This window comes from Aeoliella straminimaris, from assembly GCF_024054565.1.
Classification (GTDB): Bacteria; Planctomycetota; Planctomycetia; order Pirellulales; family Lacipirellulaceae; genus Aeoliella; species Aeoliella straminimaris.
In genome coordinates this window covers 98,305-122,488 of sequence record NZ_JAMXLR010000091.1, presented here as the reverse complement: position 1 = coordinate 122,488, position 24,184 = coordinate 98,305, and the positions used below count along the sequence as shown (strand labels likewise).

17 protein-coding genes are annotated in these 24,184 nt (G+C 61.0%); 7 read left to right on the top strand and 10 right to left on the bottom strand.

From position 1 onward, the window contains the following. Positions 1-139: 139 nt before the first annotated feature. Complete coding sequence (locus NG895_RS25765) at positions 140-1,633, top strand: sulfatase family protein (RefSeq protein ID WP_252855435.1); 1,494 nt, start codon at positions 140-142, stop codon at positions 1,631-1,633. An 18-nt stretch (positions 1,634-1,651) separates the two neighbouring features. Here the strand turns inward: NG895_RS25765 and NG895_RS25760 are convergent, their stop codons facing one another. From NG895_RS25760 to NG895_RS25750, 3 genes are all read right to left on the bottom strand, one after another. Continuing rightward, positions 1,652-4,384, bottom strand: a complete 2,733-nt coding sequence (locus NG895_RS25760) for a hypothetical protein (protein WP_252855434.1) — start codon at positions 4,382-4,384, stop codon at positions 1,652-1,654. Between the two features lie 28 nt (positions 4,385-4,412). Next, positions 4,413-5,819: a serine/threonine protein kinase gene (locus NG895_RS25755; protein ID WP_252855433.1), complete on the bottom strand. Its 1,407-nt coding sequence runs from the start codon at positions 5,817-5,819 to the stop codon at positions 4,413-4,415. 148 nt (positions 5,820-5,967) lie between these two features. Next, positions 5,968-6,639: an RluA family pseudouridine synthase gene (locus NG895_RS25750; RefSeq protein ID WP_252855432.1), complete on the bottom strand. Its 672-nt coding sequence runs from the start codon at positions 6,637-6,639 to the stop codon at positions 5,968-5,970. 61 nt (positions 6,640-6,700) lie between these two features. On the opposite strand from NG895_RS25750, the gene NG895_RS25745 reads away from it, so the two are divergent. The 5 genes from NG895_RS25745 (at position 6,701) to NG895_RS25725 (ending at position 14,010) form a co-directional block, all read left to right on the top strand. After that, complete coding sequence (locus NG895_RS25745) at positions 6,701-7,330, top strand: Maf family protein (RefSeq protein WP_252855431.1); 630 nt, start codon at positions 6,701-6,703, stop codon at positions 7,328-7,330. A gap of 94 nt (positions 7,331-7,424) precedes the next feature. Further along, positions 7,425-8,711, top strand: coding sequence for a formylglycine-generating enzyme family protein (locus NG895_RS25740; RefSeq protein ID WP_252855430.1), 1,287 nt, complete (start codon positions 7,425-7,427; stop codon positions 8,709-8,711). A 140-nt stretch (positions 8,712-8,851) separates the two neighbouring features. Beyond that, the gene (locus tag NG895_RS25735) at positions 8,852-9,868 is read left to right on the top strand and encodes a Gfo/Idh/MocA family protein (protein WP_252855429.1); all 1,017 of its coding nucleotides are present in this window, start codon (positions 8,852-8,854) and stop codon (positions 9,866-9,868) included. 312 nt (positions 9,869-10,180) lie between these two features. Then, entirely contained in the window at positions 10,181-12,232 is a 2,052-nt protein-coding gene (gene tkt / locus NG895_RS25730; protein WP_252855428.1) for a transketolase, read from the top strand. A gap of 107 nt (positions 12,233-12,339) precedes the next feature. Continuing rightward, on the top strand, positions 12,340-14,010 hold the full coding sequence (locus NG895_RS25725; protein ID WP_252855427.1) for a hypothetical protein: 1,671 nt from the start codon (positions 12,340-12,342) through the stop codon (positions 14,008-14,010). A gap of 76 nt (positions 14,011-14,086) precedes the next feature. Here the strand turns inward: NG895_RS25725 and NG895_RS25720 are convergent, their stop codons facing one another. The 5 genes from NG895_RS25720 to NG895_RS25700 form a co-directional block, all read right to left on the bottom strand. Continuing rightward, positions 14,087-15,364, bottom strand: a complete 1,278-nt coding sequence (locus NG895_RS25720) for an amidohydrolase family protein (RefSeq protein WP_252855426.1) — start codon at positions 15,362-15,364, stop codon at positions 14,087-14,089. 28 nt (positions 15,365-15,392) lie between these two features. Next, the gene (locus NG895_RS25715) at positions 15,393-17,642 is read right to left on the bottom strand and encodes an ABC transporter permease subunit/CPBP intramembrane protease (protein WP_252855425.1); all 2,250 of its coding nucleotides are present in this window, start codon (positions 17,640-17,642) and stop codon (positions 15,393-15,395) included. After that, a complete protein-coding gene (locus tag NG895_RS25710; RefSeq protein WP_252855449.1) occupies positions 17,639-18,424 on the bottom strand; it encodes an ABC transporter ATP-binding protein in 786 nt (261 codons plus the stop codon). The genes NG895_RS25715 and NG895_RS25710 overlap by 4 nt, the downstream gene beginning before the upstream one ends. 154 nt (positions 18,425-18,578) lie before the next feature. Beyond that, entirely contained in the window at positions 18,579-19,739 is a 1,161-nt protein-coding gene (mqnC, locus tag NG895_RS25705) for a cyclic dehypoxanthinyl futalosine synthase (protein WP_252855424.1), read from the bottom strand. Beyond that, positions 19,720-20,565 carry a menaquinone biosynthetic enzyme MqnA/MqnD family protein gene (locus tag NG895_RS25700; RefSeq protein WP_252855423.1) on the bottom strand — a complete coding sequence of 282 codons (846 nt, stop codon included), beginning with the start codon at positions 20,563-20,565 and terminating at the stop codon, positions 19,720-19,722. The genes mqnC and NG895_RS25700 overlap by 20 nt, the downstream gene beginning before the upstream one ends. Before the next feature lie 154 nt (positions 20,566-20,719). Here NG895_RS25700 and NG895_RS25695 point away from each other — a divergent pair, with 154 nt between their 5' ends. Beyond that, the gene (locus NG895_RS25695; RefSeq protein ID WP_252855422.1) at positions 20,720-21,523 is read left to right on the top strand and encodes a hypothetical protein; all 804 of its coding nucleotides are present in this window, start codon (positions 20,720-20,722) and stop codon (positions 21,521-21,523) included. Between the two features lie 12 nt (positions 21,524-21,535). Here the strand turns inward: NG895_RS25695 and NG895_RS25690 are convergent, their stop codons facing one another. Next, entirely contained in the window at positions 21,536-23,353 is a 1,818-nt protein-coding gene (locus NG895_RS25690) for a putative ABC transporter permease subunit (protein WP_252855421.1), read from the bottom strand. After that, positions 23,350-24,153: an ABC transporter ATP-binding protein gene (locus NG895_RS25685; RefSeq protein ID WP_252855420.1), complete on the bottom strand. Its 804-nt coding sequence runs from the start codon at positions 24,151-24,153 to the stop codon at positions 23,350-23,352. The genes NG895_RS25690 and NG895_RS25685 overlap by 4 nt, the downstream gene beginning before the upstream one ends. Between the last annotated feature and the right edge of the window lie 31 nt (positions 24,154-24,184).

Here is a 24,184-nt window from a genome sequence, read left to right as displayed (position 1 = left end):
AACTGATGGGCGGATTCAACGGCGATTTTCTTACATCGACCATCAGGTACCTGCGGCCGCCGTCCGCCAGGCGTGATAGACTAGGCTGCGGTGGGGGAAGATGACCACCTATGGATCTGACGTAATCTGGGAGAGTTCGATGCGACGAACAGGCGGATGGATGTGTGGTTGGCTGCTGATGACGGCCCTGCTGGTGGCACCTTGCCAGGCGGTTCCCAACATCGTGCTTATCTATGGCGACGATGTCGGTTTTGGCGACGTTGGCTGCTACGGGGCGAAATCGATTCCCACGCCCAACATCGACCGGCTGGCCCAACAGGGGCTTCGTTTCACTTCGGGCTATTGCACCTCGGCCACCTGTACGCCCAGCCGCTATAGCCTGCTGACGGGCCAGTACGCCTGGCGCGTGCCTGGCACGGGCATCGCCCCACCCAACGCCACGGCCTTGATCAAACCTGGCACACCGACGCTGGCATCGGTGCTGAAGAATGGCGGGTATCGAACCGGCATCGTGGGCAAGTGGCACTTGGGGCTGGGCTCGCCACCCAAGCCCGATTGGTCGGGCGAGATCAAACCGGGCCCGCTGGAAATCGGATTCGACAGCTCGTTCATCATCCCCACCACCAACGATCGCGTACCCTGCGTGTACGTGGATGGGCATCGCATTGTGAATCTCGACCCGGCCGACCCAGTCGACGTGTTCCGCAAGAATCCCGATGGGCAACCTACCGGCATCACCGCCCGCGACAGTTTGAAATTGGATTGGTCGGTGGGGCACAATAATTCGATCGTCAATGGCATCGGCCGCATCGGATTCATGACCGGCGGCGAGCAGGCTCGCTGGACCGACGAGACCATGGCCCAGGTGCTCACGCAGCAGGCGCGGAAGTTCATTGCCGACTCGACCGACAAACCGTTCTTCCTGTACTATTCCGCGCATCAGATACACGTACCGCGTGCGCCCAATCCGCAGTTCGTCGGTAAGACACCGCATGGCGCCCGCGGTGACGCCATGGTGGAGTTCGACTGGTGCGTGGGGCAGATTGTCGATGAACTCGAGCGTGCTGGCAAACTGGACGATACGCTTATCCTGTTTACCAGCGATAATGGTCCCGTACTGGACGACGGCTACCAGGACCAAGCCGTCGAGAAACTGGGCGACCACCAACCCGCCGGCCCGTACCGCGGCGGCAAGTACTCCCGCTACGAAGGGGGAACGCGCGTGCCCTGGATCGTCCACTGGCCCGCCCGCGTGCAGCCCGGCACCACCGATGCGATGATCAGCCAGGTCGACCTGGTGGCGTCGGTCGCACCGCTGGCCGATGTGTACGAACTGCCCGAAGGGGCCGCGCCCGACAGCATGGATCTTTCGGAGGTGCTAATCGGCGAGAGCAAAACGGGCCGCGATTACACTATCGAACACTCGGGCAGCCGCGACCAATTGGCCATCCTGCAAGGCAATTGGAAGTACATCCCAGGCACCGGCGGCCGCGCCCCGCAGCTCTACAATCTGGAGAGCGACATCAACGAGACGGAGAACGTCGCCAAAGGGAATCAAATGGTGGCGGCCAAATTGGCCGACTTGCTCCAGGCGGAACGGAACAAGGGCAAAGCCGCCGCCGAATCCAATTGATGGGAGGCCAAGGATGACCTACCGCACTACCTCGTAGTAGTACGTGCGATGGGTCCCATCGATTTGAAAAGTGCCGTTTGTGCTGACGGTTACCGATTGGTCCATTGGCACGCCGTACAAATCGAGCGGAGTGACGCTCTTCGGAGCCTCGCCGTCCAGCCGCACGAGTGATTGCACGGGCTCCATTAACAAGGGTGGCCGGCCTTCGACCAGCAGTTGCGACCAATCTTCGTTGAACTCGCTGCCCGTCTGTTTGTCGCGGGCCATGGCGGTAATCAAAATGCGTTTCGACTGCCGGAGGGGCTGGTTGTCGAGCGGCGTGAACAACAGCGACACGAATGGCGTGCTGGTCCTAACGGCCACATCCGGCAGGCGAATCGTCTTGTCTTGAGCGAAACCAATCACGCCCTGCGTCTTGGGCGAGCGGACCTCAACAATGCGGTCGCCATACCGCCACAGTAGCTGCCCGGTGGTGGAACGGATGGTTTTGGCTTCGGCGTCGTGGAATAAGTGGAACTCTCCGGTGCGAGATTTTCGTTGGGAAATATTCACCGGCCCAATGGGAATCGACTTATCAACAAAGGCGATGGTCACGCGACCGGCCGCCAGGGCCTCGGGCGGGGTACTTCCACGCCCTAACAGCTGCTTGGTGTCATGACCGCCGCCCGAGAGCGATTGGCCCAGCAGGTCGCGTCCGGTGTAGAGCTCGTCCAACGCGACGCTCCGCATGGCGATGGTCTCTCCTTCGTCGAGATGGCCGTTGTGCACGGCAAACGCGAGAGCCGGAAACTGGGCCATGTAGTGTGGCGTGTGGGTCGTGTACTTGCTTTGCCCCGGCCAGCCATCGCCGATGCGGCGGTCGCCCATATTGAAGTGGTAGCTGGCATCCCAACCTTGCAGGCCCATGCCGTAGAACGCGATGAGCGGCGCGGCCTCCGCCTTCCAAGGATTGGGCGGCATCTGCGACCACTCGCTGTAAGAAAACGGGCGATCGTCCACCTGGAACATGCCCACCGCCAACAGGCCGCGGCCCGGTTGGTCGAGATGCGTGTCGGTGTTTACCTGGCCCTCGACGATGCGATGGCCACCATCGCCACCGCCGAAGTAGTTGTGACGATCGATGCTGTCGCCCGCGGTGTCGCAGTACAAGTTGGCCAGGCTGGCGGCCGGCCCACCCGACTTCCACGCGGTGGTCACCGCGACGCCCTGGAAACCGGCATCGCGCATCTGTTGGATGCGGCGCTCGAAGTACTCACGTTGTACCGAAGTCAAAAACTCGATGTAGTCGCCGCAGCGGCGATCCTGGCCTTTGTACTCGTACAGTGGTCCGTCGGCTCCCCAATGGTGGGCGCCCATCAGGGCCAGTTCGCCCTGCTTCCAGCGGTCGCCCGGCATGCTGCGTCCCCACGCTCGCTCCGCTGCCTGCTGGGTGCCGTACTTGGCCTCGGCAAATTCGTAGAACCGTCGCCGCATATCCTGCGAAAGCTGTGGCACCTTGCTATTGTCGAGCAGGGTGTTGAGCGTAAAAAAGAACACGTTGCTCTCGTTCTGCACTTCGAGCACGGCCAGCGCTGGATCGTCCTTGTATGCTAAGCCTGTATGGGGATTCACATGGTTTAGCAGCGCATCGAAGTATCGCCACGCCGCGTCCTGGATGCGGCGGTCAAGGTTGATGTAGTCGTTCGCGACGATCGGCCGTTGGCGACCATTGCGGGCGGAGTCTTCGGCGTCGAGTTCGGCGAACAGGTCGGCATCGAGGTCCTGCGGCCTCAGAAACGCACCATGGTGCGGGTAGACCACCGACCAAGTGGAGTAGATGCCTTGCTCTTTGAGCGCAGCAAACCAGCGGTCGTACTGTTCGAGCCGCTGGCGGTCGAACTGCCCCTGTTCGTTCAGCAGTCCCACGGCGCCGATCATCGTATGCTGCCGAACCATGTTGATGCCATGCTTGCGGAACCAGCGGGCGGCCAGCTGCATTTCCCCGGGCGTGTGCCCCTGCGGTGGGGAGCCAACGCCCCAGAACTTGGTGGACTGGCTGGCGTTCTCGAACCGTAGTGTGTCGCCCTGACGCTTCAGAAATCCATGCTGGCCAGCGGGCGCTTCGACCAGGTGACTGATGTCGATTACCGATTGGGGCGAGAGCGGATCGATGTCCATGATCACCGGAAACCACTCATCGGGCTTTGCCGGCTGGCTGTTGTCCGCGGGCTTGGTGGTGCCACTAGGAACGAACGCCCCTCGCGCCAGCACCAGGCAATCGATCCCACCATGATGCTGCGGGCCGCTGTGCATGCGGAACGCGAGCTTGTGCTGACCGGCCGTGAGATCGAACTTGCCAACCTTCACCCAGGCGATGAATCGTAGATCGGGCTTGTCGTCGCTGGCGATGTTAATCTGGCCGCGCAGGTCGCCACCGAAGTCGACCTGCTGCCAGGCAGACTCATCATCGAGTCGACACGACAGCTTGGCCTGCACCGGATTGGCTCGTAGCCAAAAGGTGTATTCGCCAGCCTGATCGACCTGGAAATCGAACTCGGCGGTTCCTTCGCGGCCTTCGTCGAAATGCGAGAGCCATTCGCCGCCGGACAGCGTCTCTTTCTTCACGCTGTCGTACCACCCATGTTGAGTGGCCTGCTGCCGAGTGGCATCTTCGCCCTCGATCCAGATGAAGTCGGCACCACTAGCGCTGGGGTGGGAGAGTAGCAGGACGATGGCGGTCGCCGACAAGGCGTAGCGGAGAGCATTTCGCATGGGGACCTGACTTTGATGAAGTGGTGCCCTAGCCCCACCATTCCCAGATCAGCACCCCCACGGCGGCCAGCATCGCGGCACCGGCAAGACCAATGCTGGCCATCACCAGGCGGTTCAAGCCCGAGTTGACCTCTTCGGCTTCTGCATCCATCGGGGCAGGGGAGACGGGAATGTAGGCGGGCGTCTGTTGCGGGGTTGTTTCGTCGGTGGGCGCGTGAATCGGCGAGGTGCCTTGCGAACTGCTGCGACCTTCGCCATCGAGCTCGCCCAGGGGATCGTCTTCGAACGTCAGCGTGTCCTGCAGATGCGGGCTCTGCCCGGCGTTCCGGTCGTTGCGTGGCTCGCGCGGTTCGAGCTGTATGGTTCGCACCGCCTGAGCGATTTCGGCAATCGCCTCCTCCGTGGCAAAGGCCTGCAGGCGTTTGGCCACCGCGGCGGCGGATGGAGGACGTTGCTTGGGATTTTTGGACATCATCTCTGCCACAAGTTGCACGAACGCTGGTGGCAGGTTGGGCTGCAGTTGTTCGGGCGACAGAGCCTGCTCGTTAAGGTGCCGCTGCATTTTCTCGGCCGGATTGCCCCCCGGATACGGCACCTTGCCCGTCACGGCGTAGTACAACGTGCATCCCATCGAGTAGATGTCACTCACCGGAACGATGCAGCCGGGGTCGCGAATGGTCTCGGGCGCCAGGTAATCGGCCGTGCCAACGATCTTCAGCCGGTCGCCGTGCTTGGCGGCGTGGATGTCGGCCTCCAGGTACCAAGCCAGCCCCAGGTCAATCACTTTGACCACCGCCTCGGGGGTGACCAACAGGTTGCCCGGCTTGATGTCGCGATGCACCAGCCCGCGGCGGTGAGCATGCTCAAGTCCTTCGGCCGCTTGCTGCATGACCAGGGCCGCCGCCTGATAGCTGACCGGCCCCAGCCGGCGAATCAGTTTACGCAAATCGGTACCGGGCACGAACTCGGTAACAAAGTAGTAGATCTCGCCTTCGCGGTCGGCGAAATGAACTCGCACCAGGTTGGGATGATCGAGTTGAGCTTGAATGCGGATCTCGTGCCGAAACTTCTCGATCGTGTCGGCGGTAGTCTTATTGCGCGGCAAGACCTTCACGGCCTCGATGCGCCCAAGTATTTCGTGCTCGGCCTTGAAAACATGCCCCATGCCACCGCGACCAAGGGCATCGAGAATGCGATACGGGCCCAACGAGAACTTGCTGCGGCCCAGTTTGAGTTGCTCAACCTGCCAGGGATTAAGAAACTCGAGCTCCACCAATCGCCGGCCGATCGCGTCGTCGGATACTTCACTGACGGAAACCGTATTCTCGTCGCCAGCGTCGCACGCCGATACCAAGGCCAAATGCAATTGCTCGGTGGTGACCAAACCGCTGGCTTGGGCCGTTTCGAGCAAAACAGATTTGGTGGAGTGAGACATTGGCGCACAGAAAGAAAAGCGGTGAGAGCCCCGTGCCATAGTGTAATGCGGGAATCCCTGCCGCGCCAACTCAGTTACCCGCACCAATTCGGCGCAACTTGCCGCGCCAACGGCACTTACACCCTTCCTAGGATTACCCGAAGCCCTTCTATCGGGGCAGCACCCCCCGAGGCCAGTACTTTGGCAGTGGCGCGACCACCTCCACCGGCGACTTCTGCACCGGGTGTTCCAGCAGCAAACGGTGGCTGTGCAGGGCAATGCCCTGGGCGAACGGGCGCATGGATCCGTACTTGCGATCGCCCACGATGGCGTGCCCCAGCTTAGCCAGTTGCACGCGGATCTGGTGTTTGCGTCCGGTTTCCAGTTTCACCTGCACCAGCGAAGTGTCCGCCTGCGCACTCACCACTTCGTAGCGCAGCACGGCGCGCTGGGCATCCGGCGCGGCAGCCGTGGTGGTGTGCATGCGGCGGTGTCGTTCGTCCTTGCGCAGGTAGTGCTCCAGCCGTCCGCTAGGCTCTGCCAGATGCCCTTCCACCAGGGCCAGGTAACACTTTTCGACCGTGCGGCTACGGAATGCGTCGGTCAAACGACGGGCCGCCTTCGAAGTTCGGGCGATCAGCAACACACCGGTCACAGGAGCGTCGAGTCGGCTGACGATGCCCAGATAGACATTGCCGGGCTTGTTGTACTTGGTGCGGATGTACTCTTTGGCCAGCGACAGCATGGTGGGCCGGTCGTCTCGGACACCCATGGTGGGAATTCCAGCCGGTTTATCGACCACCAGTAGGTGGTTATCCTCGTACAAGACATCAAACGCCATTTATTCACTACACTGGTTGAGTCGTCGACCGGAACCTTCTTGCAATTGTGACCTGGACCCTATGACTACACCAAGCCCCGAACTGGTACTGGCGAGCACATCGCCCCGAAGACAGGAGCTACTACGCGACGCGGGCTACGCCTTTCGCATCGTGGCCCCCGACCCCAACGCCGAATCGGGGGTGTGCAGTTCCTGTGGGCCGGTGGAGTTGGTACGCGAATATGCCCTGCGTAAGGGAACGGACGTGGCTCAAAAGCTGCTGGCTGGCGAGCGAGAAACCGAAATCGTGCTGTTGGCCGCCGACACCGTGGCCGAGTGTCAGGGGCAGATCCTCGGCAAGCCTGCCGACGAGGAGCACGCCCGACGAATGCTGCAATTGATGCGGGGCCGGCAGCATCGGGTGCTCACGGGCCTGTGTCTGTGGCATTTGCCCGCGACCGGTGGGGCGGCCGCCCCGATCGTCGAAGTGGTGGTGACGACCTTGAAAATGGACGCCATCGAAGATGCAGGCATCGAAGACTATCTGGAAACGGGAGGCTGGGAGGGCAAAGCCGGAGCTTTTGGTTATCAGGATCGATTAGGATGGATTCATATCGAAGAAGGCAGCGAATCGAACGTCGTGGGCCTGCCGATGGAGCGGGTGCAGCAATTGCTGACCGCTGCGCAGGTGTTTACGTCGCCGCGTGGCTGAACGATAATAAACGGCCCCCGGTAAAGCGCGAATCACGCGTCTGCCTTCCTTACTTTTAGCCTCGCCTATACCCCCTCCCAATCTGAGGTTCGTAATGCGTCTGTTAATGTGCCTACTCGCATCGTTCGTACTCATCGCCGCGCCAGTGCACGCCGTGGATTCGACACTTCCGCGTGGCGTGGTGAGCGAGATGCCTGCGGAAGGGCCCGCGGTCGAATGCGAGCAGGGCTACATGGTTCCCTATACCGAAACGCTGCCCGGCACGGACGTGCAGATCGAAATGGTGCCGGTGCCCGGTGGCGTGTTCACGTTTGGCAGTTCGACCGAAGACGATGAGCGTGGCGAGCTCGAGCTGGACGCCGTGCAGGTGGAACTGCCACCGTTCTGGATCGCCAAGCATGAGCTGACCTGGGAAGCGTATTGGCCGTACATGAAGCTGAACGACGATTTCGTGAAGTTGCAGTCGATCAAGAACCGTTTGAGCAGCACCAACGCCGCCGAAGCTGCGGCTGTGAAGAAGGCGGTCGAGAACTCGCCAGCCATCGCCGAGGCCATCGAGCAGGAGGTGACCTACGTCGACGGAGTCACGGCGCCTACGCCGCTGTACGATCCGGGGACCACCTACGAGTTTGGCGAAGATCCCAAGTTGCCAGCCGCCACGATGACCCCCTACGCCGCCAAGCAATTCACCAAGTGGCTGGGCAAGACCACCGGAATGCAATATCGCCTGCCGACCGAAGCCGAGTGGGAGTACGCCGCCCGGGCCGGTTCGACCGGTGCCTACCCTGAAGGGGTGACGGCCGACAACCTCGACGAGTACGCCTGGTACGACGACAGTTCCGACTGGACCACACACGAAGTCGGCCAGTTGAAGGCGAACGCCTGGGGACTGCACGACATGCTGGGCAACGTCGCCGAGTTGGTGATCGATGAGTACGACGAGGACCTCGAGCGCCCCGAGGCGGATGTCCTGTCATGGCAGCAGGCCGTGAATTGGGCCACCTCCAACGAAGCACGCGTGTGTCGCGGCGGCTTCTACGACTCGACGGCCGAAGATTGTCGCGTGACCTCCCGCTTTTATTCCGACGATTCGATGTGGAAAGCGGGCGATCCCAACTCGCCGCTCAGTCCATGGTGGTACACCGACTACCCCACGACCGGGGTGGGAATGCGGATCGTTCGCTCGCTGAAGCCCCTGCCGCCGGAGATTCTCGCCCGGTTTTGGGAATTCGAGTCGGACGAAATCAGGCAGGATGTCGAAAGCCGCATTGCGGGCGGTAAAGGACGTGGAAAGCTGGGGCCAGCCAACCCGAACCTCACCAAGGCTCAGCAGGAGCTGGAGAGCGACGAGGTGAAATCGCTGCTAGATGGTGGGCAATAGCCGCTGGCAGTTCTCCCATGCCGAGATTCGGTTATCCGATTCTAAACGGTTGGCTGGTGGAGTATACTTTCAGGACTACCGAAGGGAACGTGTACTCGGTAGCTGATGGTTTTTCTTATCACACAACGTGAGGATAGGCGTTGAAACTTCGGCTTGGTGTCATCGGACTTGGCAACCACTGGGCTAGCCGGCATATGCCTGCGCTGCGGGCGCTGAGCGACCGCTTCGAAGTACGTGCCGTTTGCGATCCGGTGTCGCACCGTGCCCAGCAGTTGGCCATGCAGCTCAAAGCCCGCTCGGTCGATAGTTTCCGCGAGGTTGCCTTTGCCGAGGACGTCGACGCCGTTTTGCTGCTCTCGGCTCGCTGGTTTGGCTCGCTGCCGATCGTGGCCGCCTGCGAAGCAGGCAAGGCCGTGTACTGTGGGGCCTCGCTTGAACTGAACGCCCAGGAGGCAGCTACCCTTCGCGAACAGGTTCGCGAAGCGGGTATCGCCTTCATGGCCGAGTTCCCTTGCCGGCTGGCCCCGGCCACGCTCCGTCTGCAGGAACTGATGGCCACGAAACTGGGGCCGCCGCGGATGCTGTTCTGCAACCATCGCCACACTGCCGATCGGGGGAATGGTGCCCATGGACTGAACGGCACGCTGAGCGACGTGAACATGTCGCAGACGGTCGAAATGGTCGACTGGTGCCGCTACCTGGTAGGGACCGAGCCCCAATCGGTGATGGGGCTGACACACCCCAGCGGCAACGGCGAATCGGCCCAGGATTATCTGCTGATGGTGCTCGACTTCGAAAAGCCCCACAATGCCCGAAGCCGGCCGCAGGCACAAATTGCTTGTGGCAGCTATGTACACAATGCCTGGTCCGAGGCTACCGCCTTCCGTCGACCGGCTGATCTGCAGGTGGTTTGCGAACGCGGCATCGCTTTCGTCGATCTGCCTTCGTCGCTGGTATGGTTCGACTCTGCCGGCCAACACATGGAGTCACTCGATTCGGAACGCCCTGTAGGCGAGCAGCTGCTACTGCACTTTCATCGCCAGGTGGCCAGTTTGCTGCTTAAGACAGCCAGCCTGGAAGACGCTTATCGCGCCATGTCCATCGTGATCGCCGCGCAGCAAAGCCACGGGGAAGGTCGGCGCATCGCTTGCGGCTAGCGCACAATCGTCATTCGTCAATGGCCAAGTGGTCTGGTTTTCCGCACGCCATATTCCAACTTTGCCGAGAAGATGCCGCAGCTTCCCTCGACGCGTCCAACGCAGTTGGCCGTTTAACTGGCGCCGCCCTCGATGGTTGTTGGCAAGCGAGGTGGTCCGCCGCGGCTTGCCGGCTGACTCAGGTACTCGACATTGCAAACGAGCAACCCAACATCGCACCTGGTGGGCCCTTCGTTGACACTCTGCAGGCGGTAGCGATAGACTACTCGCAAAGCTTTTCCAGGCCATCACTTAGCCCCCGTTCTTGTGACAATGTCCACTGCTACGCAAAGCATCGAACAACTCGCCATCAACACCATCCGCACCCTGAGCATGGACGCCGTACAGGCGGCCAATAGCGGTCACCCGGGGACGCCCATGGCCCTGGCGCCGATTGCCTACGAGGTGTGGGCGAATCACATGCGGTACGACCCCGCCGCACCGCAGTGGCCCAACCGCGACCGCTACGTGCTGTCGTGTGGCCATGCCTCGATGCTGCTGTATTCGATGATCCACCTGTCAGGCATCCGTCACATCGACCACGCTGGCAAGGTCGTCGACGAGCCCTCGCTGCCGCTGGATCAGTTGAAGCAGTTTCGCCAGTTCGGCAGCCGCACGCCCGGCCATCCCGAGGTGAAACACACCGCTGGCGTCGAAACTACTACCGGTCCACTGGGGCAGGGTTGTGCCAACAGCGTGGGCATGGCGATGGCCCAGAAGTGGCTTGCCTCGAAGTACAACCAGCCGGGCTTCGATCTATTCGACTACAACATTTATGTGCAGTGCAGCGACGGCGACCTGATGGAAGGCGTGTGTTGCGAAGCGGCATCGCTGGCCGGGCACCTGAAGCTCGACAATCTGTGCTGGATTTACGACGACAACAACATCACGATCGAAGGCGACACCAGCCTGGCTTTCAGTGAGGACGTTGCCACCCGGTTCGAGGGCCTCGGCTGGACCGTACGTCGGGTGGATGACGCCAACGACCTGAAGGCGCTCGCCTCGGCGATCGAGGGCTTCAAGAAAACGACCGATGGTCCCACGATGATCATCGTCAAAAGCGTAATCGGCTATGGCGCACCCACCAAAGCCGGCACGCACGGCGCCCACGGTGCACCACTGGGCGACGAAGAAATCGCCGCCACCAAGAAGGTTTACGGTTGGCCCGAAGACGAGAAGTTTCTGGTGCCCGATGGCGTCAAGGAACATTTCGATGCCACCATGGGACAGCGGGGAAGCGACGCCCACGAAAAGTGGGAAACGCTGTTCGCGCAGTATGCCGAAAAACACGGCGAACTGGCCACCGAGCTCAAGCAGATTTGGAGCGGCGAGCTGCCCGAGGGTTGGGACAAGGACCTGCCAGTTTTCGAAGCCGACGCGAAGGGCCTGGCCACGCGCAAATCGTCCGGCGAAGCACTAAATGCACTCGCCAAGAACATTCCCTGGATGCTGGGGGGCTCTGCCGACTTGGCTCCTTCGACATTAACGCTGATCAAAGGCGAAGAGGATTTCGAGGCGGGCAACCGCGGCGGTCGCAACCTGCACTTCGGCATTCGCGAACACGCCATGGCCGCCGCCGGAAACGGCATGGCGCTGGCCGGCTTGAAGGCCTACGTGGCCACGTTTTTCGTATTCAGCGACTACCTGCGGCCGTCGATGCGGCTCAGTTCGATCATGCATCTGCCGCTGGTGTACGTGTTCACCCACGATTCGATTGGAGTGGGCGAAGATGGTCCGACGCACCAGCCCGTTGAGCAATTGGCCGCCGCCCGGGCGATCCCGCATCTGATTGTCCTGCGGCCGGGCGATGCCAACGAGTGCGTCCAGTCGTGGAAAACGGCCATCGAGCAAACCGAGCATCCGGTGGCCCTGGTGCTCACCCGCCAGAACTTGCCCACGCTGTGTCGAGATAAGTACGCCTCGGCCGAGGGCGTGGCGAAGGGAGCCTACGTGCTGGCCGACGCCAAGGGCGGCAAGCCGGACGTGATTCTGCTGGCTTCCGGCAGCGAGTTGTCCCTGGCCGTCGAGGCCTACGAGAAGCTCACCGCCGACAGCGTGGCCGTGCGGGTGGTCAGTATGCCATCGATGGAACTGTTCGAGGCCCAGGACGAGTCGTACCGCGAAAGTGTCCTGCCGGCGGCCGTCACCAAGCGGGTGGCCATCGAAGCGGGCATCCGACAGGGCTGGGACCGGTATTTAGGCATTTCAGGCAAGTTCATTGGCATGGACGATTTCGGCGCCTCGGCCCCATACCAGGCCGTGTACGAAGATCGCGGCATCACGACCGATGCTTTAGTAGATGCCGTAAAAGTCGCGCTGGCCTGATCGACAAAGATCGCGCAAGATGGAAGGGGGCTCGGACCGCGGCACCACCAGTGGCGCCGTTGACTGAGCCGGTTATCCCGTCACCTTCAGCCCGAAGGATTCCACCTATGCTCGCGCGTCGGAAATTTGCTGCCCTCCGGCCGTTGGTCGTCTGCTTGTTGCTGTGCCTCTGCGGTTCGGTCCTGGCGGAGACGGTATACGATGCCCTGCCACGCAACACGTTAGTGGCGGTGCGGATCTCTCAACTCGAGCAACTCGACCAACTGGTTCAGCCGTTGGCCGCCACGTTCGGTGTCGATATGCCGGCCGTGGGCGACATTGCTGCCAGCATCGATGGCGTGGATGTCGGGGGCGACGTCGCCGTCGGGTTATTGCAACTCGGCTCTAGGTCTTACACTCCGTTCGTGTTGCTGCCGGTGAGCGACTACAAGTCGTTCGTGCTGGCCGGCGATGGCGATGCTGGCCTGGAGTACACGCCTCTTACGCTGGCCGGGGAGGAACTAGTCGCCTCGCAACGGGGACGCTGGGCTCTGGTCGCGAATCCCCAGAAAGACAAGAATCAATTCGGGCGGATCGACGTCGCTACCGCAACCAGAATTGCCAACCAGGCCAGCAGCGATAGCCTGGTGACGCTAGCCATTACTCCGCAGGGCGTGTCCGAACTGCGTTCGATCGCTGGTTCTCGCTCCGAAGCGCCGTATCGCACCGCCAGCAGGCGGAGGTCGCTGGCGAACCGAAAAATGAACTGGACCAGTTTGAGCGACTGGGAACAGCGCCTCACGCTGTACAAGGCACCGCTCGTGCAGTTGTGCGACAAGTGTGACCTGATCGTCATGTCAGCAGACGTCGACCAACAACAAAGTGTGCAGCTGGCTATCCACCTGATACCGAAAGAGCCGCAATCCATCGCGGAAACGCGTCTCACACTGCCGGCTGCGGAAGTTGCAGGACAGCGGCACTTCGCGATTGCGGAAGGACCGTGGAATTCGCCCTGGGTGCAAATGGGCGTGCAGATGTATGTCGAACACTTTGCGACCCGCTCGGATGACGTGGGCATCTCGTACCTTTCACCGAGCGAATTCAACAATCTGCGCAAATCGCTGCTGCGGACCAGCGATATGATTCACAGTGCACGGGCGCTGGCCATCACGCCGCAGCAGGGCCAGCCATCGATGTGCAACACCGCCTTGCTGGTAGAAGTAACCAACGCGGAAGAGTTTCTGGCCGCCGTGGATGATACCATGACCGAGTGGAACGAATTGGTCAACAATTCGCGACACACCAACGACTTTGTATTCGAAAGCAAAGCCATCACCGTGGCCGATCGCCAGGGCAAACGTTATTCGGTCGACCTGCCCAGCGCGTTTCGCGAAGAGGACGTACCCGAAGTACGCGAGGCCATGCACAAGATGTACGGACGCAACGGTGTGCTAGTGGCCGACGTGCTACCGGTGGACGAGACGCACGTGCTGGTAAGCGATCTGACCGACGATCTGCGAGATCGCCTGCTGAGCGACATCCGTCAGACCGAGTTTCAGCCTGTTGAGAACCCGGCAGGCTGGACGTTCGTACTCGATCCGGCCGCACTGCAGGACTGGCAAAATCAAGTCTACGAACAGGTTATCGGCGAGAACGCGATTGGCTGGAAGCCCAAGAGACTGGAATGCCAGAACAAGGTGGTGGTCGAGGTCTCGACGCAAAGCCCCAAGCTCACCATTCGCAGCACGATCCCCACCGACGTGGTGCAAGCGGTCGGCAAGCTGTTCCGCGACAAATAAACCGCCCGCGCAGGCACGCCGGGTGGTGCACGAGATTCGAGGGGGTACTCCTCGACCGGGACTTCGAGCCCTACGCCTAGCAGTCGGTGTCGACTATTTCACCCCCCAACCAAGTTTGGCAGGGAGGAGTCGTGTCGCTGAACACTGCGTTCAGGATGTCTGCATGTGAGTCGGGCACGCCGTCGGGGATGGGTACGGCCGTCATGTCGGCGTAGCGACCGGACGAAATTGCACCCACCAAGTGGCCAAGCCCCATGGCGTGAGCCGCGGCCAAGGTGCCCATTTCCAGGATCACTTCAGCCGGCACCCGCGGATGGCGAGCGGCCGCGATCCGCATCTCGTTCAACACGCTGAGGTCGGGGTTCGAGGCCAGGCTATCCGTGCCCAGAGCCACCCGCACGCCGAGCGACAGGGCAATTTCCAGCGGATAGGGATCGTGCTGGAAGTAGTTATGAGTGCGTGGACAATATACCAGCGACATCGAATCGCGGTGACGAGCCAGGAAGGCCAGTTCTTTGCGTTCCAGATAGTTTCCGTGGATCACCAGGGCCTTGCTGGCGCGGGTGAGGATGCGGAGATAATCCAGCGGCACCGAACCACGGGGCACCGCCCAGGGGTCCCACATGCTTCGCTCTTCCAGAATCTCCTGGAAACCGCCGGCACCGGTCGTCAGAAAGTCGAGTTCTTCTTTCGACTCGGCCAGGTGGAAAGCAACCGGCATTTCCCATTCGGCGGCGGTGTTCACCAAGTTCCGCAACAAGGGAGGCGAAACCGTGTACGGAGCGTGAGGGGCGACGCCTTCCATCGGCATGCCATCGAGTAGCGGCGCGCCGTCGGCCTTCGACCGCTTGAGCTTCTTCACCAAGCCTGAGTGGGCCGAAGGAGCCCGGGCTTGCGAGAAACCAATCACTTCGTGAAATCTGAGCGAACGTGGACCACACTCGTTGCTGGGCAGTTCCAGCGGATCGTAGGTGGCGATGTCGCCCAGCGTGGTGACGCCATGGCGAATGGAGTGCATGGCACCGTTGGCCACGGCGCTGAGCTTCTTCTTGGGTGTGGTGCGTTCGTTGACGACCATTCGGACCCAGTCTGACATCGGCGTGCCAGGCTTACCGATTCGCTTTTTGCGGTCGGACAGGTCCAGATGCGTGTGGGCGTTCACCATGCCAGGGAACAGCGCCACGTCGCCCAGATCGGTGAGCGGCACGCCGGTAGGCGGCTTGGTACCGACTTGCTTGACTTTTCCCGCTTCGATGTGCACCACGCCATCGAACAGGGGAGGCGCCGCCACAGGGAACACGACACGAGCGCGAACTGCGGTAGAAGTCTGCTCGATTACAGAATGACGGATCATTTACGCTACTTGCCTTTGGAATCGGACTTTACAGGCGCGTCTGCTCGGCAGCCGCAGCCTTGGGCAGGGGCGAACTGGCATCATCCTTCGAGCCGTACGTTTCCGCCGAGGTGTACATCGAGGGTCCGACTTGCCAAAGGAGAGCAATCGCCGCCAGCCCACACAGGATCACCACCGGGGTGGTGAACCCGAGACGCACCGCTTCAGCGGATGAGGGTCGAAACACCCACTCCGCCCGGGGCAAGTCTGCCAGGGAGTCGGCGAAACTCGTTCGCAACAACTGCAATCCGTTGTAACTCATATGAAAAGCGACACAAGGCGTAATTTGCCGGGATTTTACCGCAATATAGCCCAGCAGTAATCCGAGAAATGCGGCGCAAACTGTTTGCTGCAAAGCAGTTGGGTGTGCCAGCCCGAAGAAAACCGCAGATCCAACTATTGCCCAGCCCGGACTGAGCCGCTCGCGGAGACCCGAAAGCACAAACCCCCGAAACGCTAGTTCTTCACAAATGGCCGGCAATACCGCCATGAGCAGCAGCACCATCCCCAAGGGCAGCGTGGCGTCGGAGCCGAGCTTTTCCGCTAGTTCTGCCAGGCCGGGGGGAAGCGGCAGGATGGGATCGAGCAGTTCGATCAGCGCGGTACCAATCGGCTGCATGACTACCGCCAGGGCAATGCCGGTGAGCACACTGAGCCAGGGAATCCGCTCGGCCAGCAAGAACGTTCGCCGCATCGAGCTGACAGCCAGCAGCCCCATCAACAGAGTCGGCAATAGGATGCACGACTGGCTGACGAGAATCATCTTCACGAACCCACTTGGCTGCGTGATGTCGAACGAGATCGATTGAGCAATGAACTGCGACAGGAAGATCAGCGCTATCAGCAAAGCCGCCGCTCCCAGGGTAGGCGTCGGCGGACGGTGAGCGTAGGCCCAGCGTGCCCAGGTCAGCAGGTCGAAGTTCTCGGTATCGCGGAACAATACCGACTCTTGATTGAATTGGCTCACGGCCCAACGCACGGCCACCGCGCAGCAACCCAGCGTTACCAGCGCCACCGGCAGCACGTACGTGGCGGCCAGCGCCAGTTTGCTTTCCATGGCGGCCTGCATCAACAGCACCATGCCGCTGATCGGCACCAGGCTGGTGGGCAGGTTGAGTTCGATGCCCGGCAGCAGCGGCAACATCATCAACGGCATGCATACCAGGAACAACGGCATCAGGTAGTACTGCCCCTCTTTCGTGCTACGGGCAAGCGACGCGAGCGCCAGGCTCGTGGCGCTGAACATCACGGCCATCGGCAGCAGGGCAATCAGCAGCCAGGCGATGGAGGTCAGCGAAGGGGCCGTGAGAGGATCCTGCCCTGGTCCGGTAATGGCGTTGAGTTGCTTGATAATCAGCTGCCCTGTAATGGCCATGCTGGCCAGGTTGCACAAGGCGCTGCCGATGCTGAAGGTGATGACCGTCAGCAGCTTGCCGCCGACGATCTCGCCACGCTGGGCCGGGCTGGTCAGCAGCGTTTCGAGCGTGCCTCGTTCCTTCTCGCCCGCACACAGGTCGACGGCCGGATAGAAGGCGCCGGTCAGGGCACACACGAACACAATGAAGGGGAGCAACTTCGACCAGAACGCCGCTTGCCGCCCGCCGGCTGGCGCGATGTTCTGCGATTCGACATGGAAGGGGCGGGTGATCTCAATCGGAATGCGGCCGGCAATCAGGTTGTTCCGTACGATCCGCGACTGCCAGCGGTCGAGCAACACTTGCACCCGCGAGTTGGCCAACTGCGATTCGTCGCGGGTATCGTAATAGACAATGGGGTTGGGCGGATTGGGCAGGGCCTGGCGTCCTTCGGCCTCCGACTCCTCGCGCATCGCCTGGCGAATGGTCGCCAGCCGCTCGGCGAAGCCGGGTGGAAAATAGACGACCAGATCGGTCATCCCCTGCTTCATCCCTTGCTTCTGTTTTTCGAGATTTTCGGCTGAGCCGACAACGCTGATTACATTGATTCGCTCGGACAGGCCAGGTTGCTGGAACAGGTCCTCGGCAAAGCGGCCATCGTCCAATAATGCTGGCACGTCTTCCAAGTCGGCCAGTTGTTCGTACCCGACCACCGACACCGTGGCCGTGTTCTGGCGGACGAACTGGCTGAGGCGGCTGAAGGCGATACCCATCATCGGGTAGATCAACAGCGGCAGAATGCCAATGACAAACAGTGTACGGCGATCGCGCAACTGATCGCGCATTTCCCGCCGCCAGACCAGTTTGATGTTGTCCCAATTCAACTCGCTACCTCCACTTCGGCGGCCTGAGCTGCCTCGGCCAACCGCTTCTCCTCTCGGCCGATCAGATCGAGGAACACGTCTTCAAAGTCCTCGCTCTGATACTCGGCCCGTAGTTGTTCGAGTGACCCTTCGGCCAGGATTCGACCGCGGTGCATAATGGCGATGCGTGTGCAGAGCCGCTCGACTTCGCGCATGATGTGCGACGAGAAAATGATGCATTTGCCCTGGTCTCGCAATTCGCGAACCGTATCGAGCAGCGACCTGGCCACCAGCACGTCCAGGCCATTGGTGGCTTCGTCGAAGATCAGCACCGGCGGATCATGCACCATGGCACGGGCGATGGCGACTTTTTGCTTCATGCCGGTCGACATCTTGCCCCCCAAGACGTCGCGAATTTCGTTCATGGCCAGGCGATCGAATAGTCGCTCCATTCGCTCGCGGAGCAATTGTGGTTCGATGTGATGCAACTGGCCGAAGTATTCCACCATCTCCCAGGCGGTCATACGGTCGTACATCGCGGCGCTGGCCGAGATGTAGCCAATCTGATGTCGTACCAACTCGGGCTGGGTTTCGCAGTCGAAACCGTTGATGCGGGCGTAGCCCGAGGTCGGCTTGAGCAGCGTGGCCAGGATCCGCAGCGCGGTGGTCTTACCGGCGCCGTTGGGGCCCAGCAGCCCGAACACCTCGCCTTCCTCGGCTCGAAAGGTGAGGTCGGCTACCGCTACTCGGGGACCGAGCTTCAGGTCGTCGTATACCTTGGCGAGGCCATTGGCTTCGATCATGAGAGCAGCAGCTGGGGGTTGAAAGTCGAAGCAGTAAACAGCCGGTAGGGCGTGCATCCCTGGAGTGATGGCGATGGCCATTCACCGACTCCGGCCTAGGGCAGCCAATGGTCCTATCACAAGCTAGTGAATAGGAATACTGCCCCACGTCAACTTACCTTACAATCGGCAAGTCGGTCGAGCCGATTGTGCCGGTTGGGGTGATCGACTCGATTTCGTCGTCGATCAGCTCGTAGAACACGTTTCTTTGACGGGGCTCGTAGCCCAATTCGTGGATCGCGCTGCGGATATCGTCAAGCGTTAAAAAGTGCACGGTACCCGCTTCGGCCACCACGTTCTCCTCGATCATCAGGCTGCCCATGTCGTTGGCGCCATAGAGTAGGGCCAGCTGACCGATTTCGAGTCCCTGGGTCACCCAACTCGACTGGATGTTGGCGAAGTTGTCGAGGTACAGCCGGCTGACTGCGTTGGTACGCAGGTAGTCGAACGAGCCGACGGTCGGCGTGTCGGCCATGTCGGTGTTTTCGGGCTGGAAAGTCCAGCAAATGTAGGCCGTGAATCCGCCGGTCTCGTCTTGCAACTGGCGCAGTCGCTCCAGGTGCTCGATCCGCTCGGCCAGGGTCTCGATGTGGCCAAACATCATGGTCGCCGTGCTGCGGCCGCCCATGCGATGCCACACGCGATTGACGTCCAGCCAGTCGTCGGTCAGCACCTTGCCACGGGTGATCTCTTTGCGGACGCGATCAACCAGGATCTCGGCGCCGCCGCCGGGCAAGCTGCCGAGGCCCGCATCGCGGAGCCGCGAAAGCACCGTCTCGGTATCCAGCTTCGACATTTTGGTGAAGTGGTAGATCTCCGGCGGACTGAAACCGTGCACATTGACCTGCGGAAACTTCTCCTTGATGGCCCGCAGCATGTCCTCGTACCATTCGAGCTTCAGCTCGTGATGCAGACCGCCTTGCAGCAGGATTTGATCGCCACCAATGGCAACGGTTTCTTCCACCTTTTCGAGAATCTGGTCGTACGACAGCACGTAACCTTCGGAGGATTTTGGGCCGCGATAAAAGGCACAGAAGTCGCAAATGGCCGTGCAGACGTTGCTGTAGTTAATGTTGCGATCGATGTTGTACGTGCGGTACGGCTCGGGATGCAGTCGCCGGGTCACGGCATCGGCCGCGCGGCCCAGCGCCGCCAGGTCGCTGCACTCCAGCAACTGCAGACCTTCTTCGAACGAAAGCCGGTCGCCGGCAATCGCCTTCTCCATGATTTCGTAGTCGGACTTGCTGGCCGACGCGTCAGTGGGTTGAGCAATCATCGTAAGTGGGCGGTAGGTTCAAGGAAGGAAGGGAAGCATCAATCAAGCCTAGCTCTCGGCAGTGCTTGGCATAGAGCTCGACGCCCGATCGTTCGCGGCTGCTCAGGGTGAAATGCAGGTAGCGAGTCAGGTAGTCGCGTACCAGCGTGGGTTCGAGTGACAGTGTGGCGGATTCGCTGTCCACGATCGACTCGACAGCCGCCACGCCTGCATCGCGAACCGCGTCCAGCACTCTGCCCAACTGCTCAGCATCGACCGGCAGGTCGGGCCTCGCCACCCAGGCGGCAAACACAAAGGGCAACTCGGTCCACCGGCACCATCGATCGCCCAAGTCCCACACCTCGGCAAACTGGTCGTCGGGCGTTTGCATAGCCCGGTCGCCGATCAGCAACACCGCATCGGCCTGGGCGTCGTCAATCGAGTCGCCAATTGGCAGTTGTACCAACTGGGGACGCACATGGTGCAACTTGGCGAGCAGCACCTGGGATAGGGCAGCACTCGTACGGGAGCCTTCATCGAGTGCCAGGCAGCAGACCTCTGCCGGTGGCCGGCGGAAATACAGCTTGACGCTCAGCACAGGCCCCCGGCAGGCCACGCAGGCCGATGAAACCAATTGGTACTGGGGGTTACGCAGGTACTCGACGATGGGCACCAGGGCCACGTCGAGCCGTCCAGCAGCCAGATCGTCCGCCAGTCGGCTCGGCAGATCGTAGCGGACCTCTGCCCCCGGCACGGCCGTGGGCAGACCATGCACCAGCGGCTTGGAGTTCAGGTACGAAACGGCCCCAATCCGCAGGGCTTCGCCGGTGGTCGATGCAAGGTCCATAGGGGAAGTATAGCCGGCAACCAGCCAATCGTCAGCGGCGGTCCAGCACGGGATGGGATGAAGCTCGGAAATCTCCCATTTCGGCAAACACGACTTGCGGATTCTGTGTAACAATGCCGGCGCCGTCCTGGTTTGCCCACGTGAGGAGCCACATATGCTTCGCCTGATAGTCATGTTTTGCACCACCACTGTGCTCGCCTCCATCGCCGTGGCGGAGGAACCGCCACGCAGGCTGCTGTTGATGTTCGATGCCCCCGAGGCAGTGCAGGCCGTGGCGGTGGACGATAAGGCCTTTTACGCCATTGCCAACAGTGCCATCGGCAAATACGACAAGCAGTCGGGCGAAAAGCTTGAAAGCTGGCAAGCAAGCGACGAAGCGCCGGTAAAGCACCTGAACTCCGGCGTCGTGGTCGACGGCAAGCTGTACTGCGCCCATTCGAACTTTCCCAAGCATCCAAACACCAGTTCGGTGGAGATCTTCGACGCCGAGACCCTCGAGCACGTCGGCAATCACAGCTTCGGCATCTACGAGGGATCGCTAACCGTGGTCGACTGGCATGACAATGCCTGGTGGTGCGTGTTCGCCCACTATTCGAAGAAGGTGAACAACGACCCCCGCTCGCTGCCGCACATCTACACGTCGCTGGTCAAGTTCGATCGCCAGTGGCGACGTCTCGCCGGCTGGGTATTCCCGCAGCAGGTGCTCGACCGATTCGCCCCGCATAGTTGCTCGGGTGGTGGCTGGGGCGACGACGGCATGCTGTACTGCACGGGCCACGACCGCGGCGAAATCTATCAACTGCAGCTGCCCGCCGCTGGCAGCGAGCTGCGCCTGCTCAAGACGTTCAAGCTGCCCATCACCGGCCAGGGAATCTCGCTGGACCACCAGGAGTCGGGCGTGGTCTACGGCATCGATCGCCCGAATCGGCAAGTTATGAAGTGCCGCCTGGGGGGCTGAGGGGCTTATCCTTCAGCTAAGCTCCAACCGCCGAAAGGCCTTCAGCCCCATGCTCAGCGGGACCACCGTCGCCACCGTGGCGATCAGGATCGCGGCGACCGTGCCGTACAGCAGCCAATGCCGCCATTGATCGGGATGCATGAAGGTCTCGCTCAATTTGCCCCGTCCGGCAATCAGATAGAAGTGGCAGGGCAGGGCAGTGCAGACCACGATCAGGATGATGTACAAGGCGCTCAGCACTAGGTTGAGCGTGCCCCCAAAGCCGGCGGCGATCTTCGAAGGAGACGACTCCCGAAAATCGGGCATCATGGCCCCCAGTCCGACCGCAATCGAGGCCAAGCCAACACACAACAACAGGCACGTAAACTGGTGTACCGCCACGACCAGCAGATCGATGCGGAGCATCAGATCGCTGGCCAGGATGAGCGCCGCGCATGGCAGCCAGGAACCGAGCGCCGCGAAGATGAACTTGCTCCACAAAATCGTTTCTCGCGGCAACGGCAACAAGCCAAGCACCCAGAACCGTTGCCCTTCGAGGCTGATCATCGGAAAAATGAACCGGGTGGTGAATGTCGAAAGGATCAGGCCCACCACGGCCAGGTTCAGGAAGCTCACCATGTTGACCCAGGTGATGTTTCCCAGGTCGTTGCCCTGGGAACGAAATCGATCGAGGTTCAAGAAGTAGAGCCCCAGCAGCCCAAAGAAAATCAAAAACTGCGACCACTGTATCGGATCGCGACGCAAGAGACGCCAGTCTTTGACCAGCAGCAGCTTGACCGGCTTGGGGAAACTGAAGAGCATTCGCTCCAGTAGCAGATCGAACCAGGCGACCTTGATTTTGCGCCGCTGCCGGGGCGCGCACTCGACGGTGCTGTACGCTTCGCGAAGCCACGCCTTGCCCGCGTTGACGACCATCAAATGGCAGATCAACGCATTCATGATCAACACCGCCAGGTACATGCAACTCTGCACGATAGGCAGGTCGAATCCGGTGGTCTCGGCCGATGGCGGCAACGTTCTGCCTGCTTCGAGCAAGCCGTTGCTGAGCCAAGAGCTGGGCAGCCATTCCTGCTGTGTAAATTGGAAACGGTGCAGTGTCTGCTGAAACCACTCGTTGCCAAACAATTCAATCTGGGGGCCGTTCACCGTGGCCCAGATTGCTCGACCAGCCACCACTACCGACGCCATCGCCACGGATGCGACAATCGCCAGCTTCAGCTTGGGAAATTTTGCCACCAGCAACAGGCAGAACACGGCCCCTAGGCTGCACGGTATGTAGACAAAAGAGACAATCATCGGCGCCATCAGCGCGTAGTAGTACCACGGCGCCCCCACCACGATGCCATAGGCCAGCATCATGGGACTTGCCAACAGAAAGAATCCCCAGCAACTGTAGGCCAGCGCTTCCTGGAACTTGTGCAGCACGATTCGCGCGTCGCGGGCTGGCATGGTCATTAGCAGCCGGCTCTCGGGTGAGCGAAACAGGGTGCCGTACAGAATGATGCCCGACGAGAATACAAGCATCAGATTGAGTGATGCGAAGAACAGATGAAACACCAACTTGAACGTCTGGGCGTGATACGGATCGCCCGCGCCGCCGACATGGTGCTTTACGAAGTAAAACCCCGTTTGGAACAGCACGAACAGCCCGCTCCAGAATAGTAGGCTCAGGGCGACGATCAGGGTGGATCGCAGGCGCGCAGTGCGATAAAGCTGCCCCATGAACGCGCGGGCAAAACGCAGCCGCATGCGCCAAAACAGTTGCGCCTCGGCCTCCTCCGAAACAGAGTGCCGGTGTAAGGTCAGTCCGGTGGAACTGTCGGAACTCATGGCGACTTCGCGTCTTCTCCCAGGGCGGCGTGGGAATCGCCGGCGGGGGGGACTTCGCTGGAACTGTCCTCGGTGTTCATCAAATGCAGGTAGAGAGACTCGAGCGATGGTTGGCGGTCGGGGTGGGCCTGCCGCAGTTCGTCCACGGTACCCGTGAACAGCAACTTGCTTTGCCGCATCACCCCAATTCGATCGGCAATCTCTTCAGCAGCAGCCAGCGTGTGTGTCGACATAAAGACGCAGAGCCCTTTGCTGACCTCTTCCCGCAACAGGTCCTTCACCAGGCGAATACTCTGCGGATCGAGTCCCACCATCGGCTCGTCCACCACCAGCACCTGGGGATTGTGCAACATCGCAGCGGCGAACACGGTGCGCTGCTTCATGCCATGCGAGTAGCTCTCGCACAGGTCATCGACGAAGCTGGCCAGGCCAAACCTTCCGACCTCGCGATCGATCAGCACCTTGGCTTGCCGCGCATCGTAGCCATACATGCCGGCGATGAATTCGAGAAACTCGCGCCCGGAGAGCTTGTCGTACAGGTAAGGCTGATCAGGCACGTAGCCCAGGACGCTGACGGCTTCGCGGGTAGCTTCTACAATGTCGTAGCCGCCGACCAGCACGGCCCCGTCTTGCGGCCGTAGGAGCCCCACCAACATTTTGATGGTGGTGGTCTTGCCCGCCCCGTTGTGGCCCAACAAGGCAAACAACTCGCCGGTCCTCAATTCGAGGTTCAGGTCATCGACTGCCCGCTTCGCACCATAGTTGCGCCCGACAGCTTTAAACTCGACAATAGCGGCCATCAAGCGGATATAAGGGATCAGACGGGGTTGC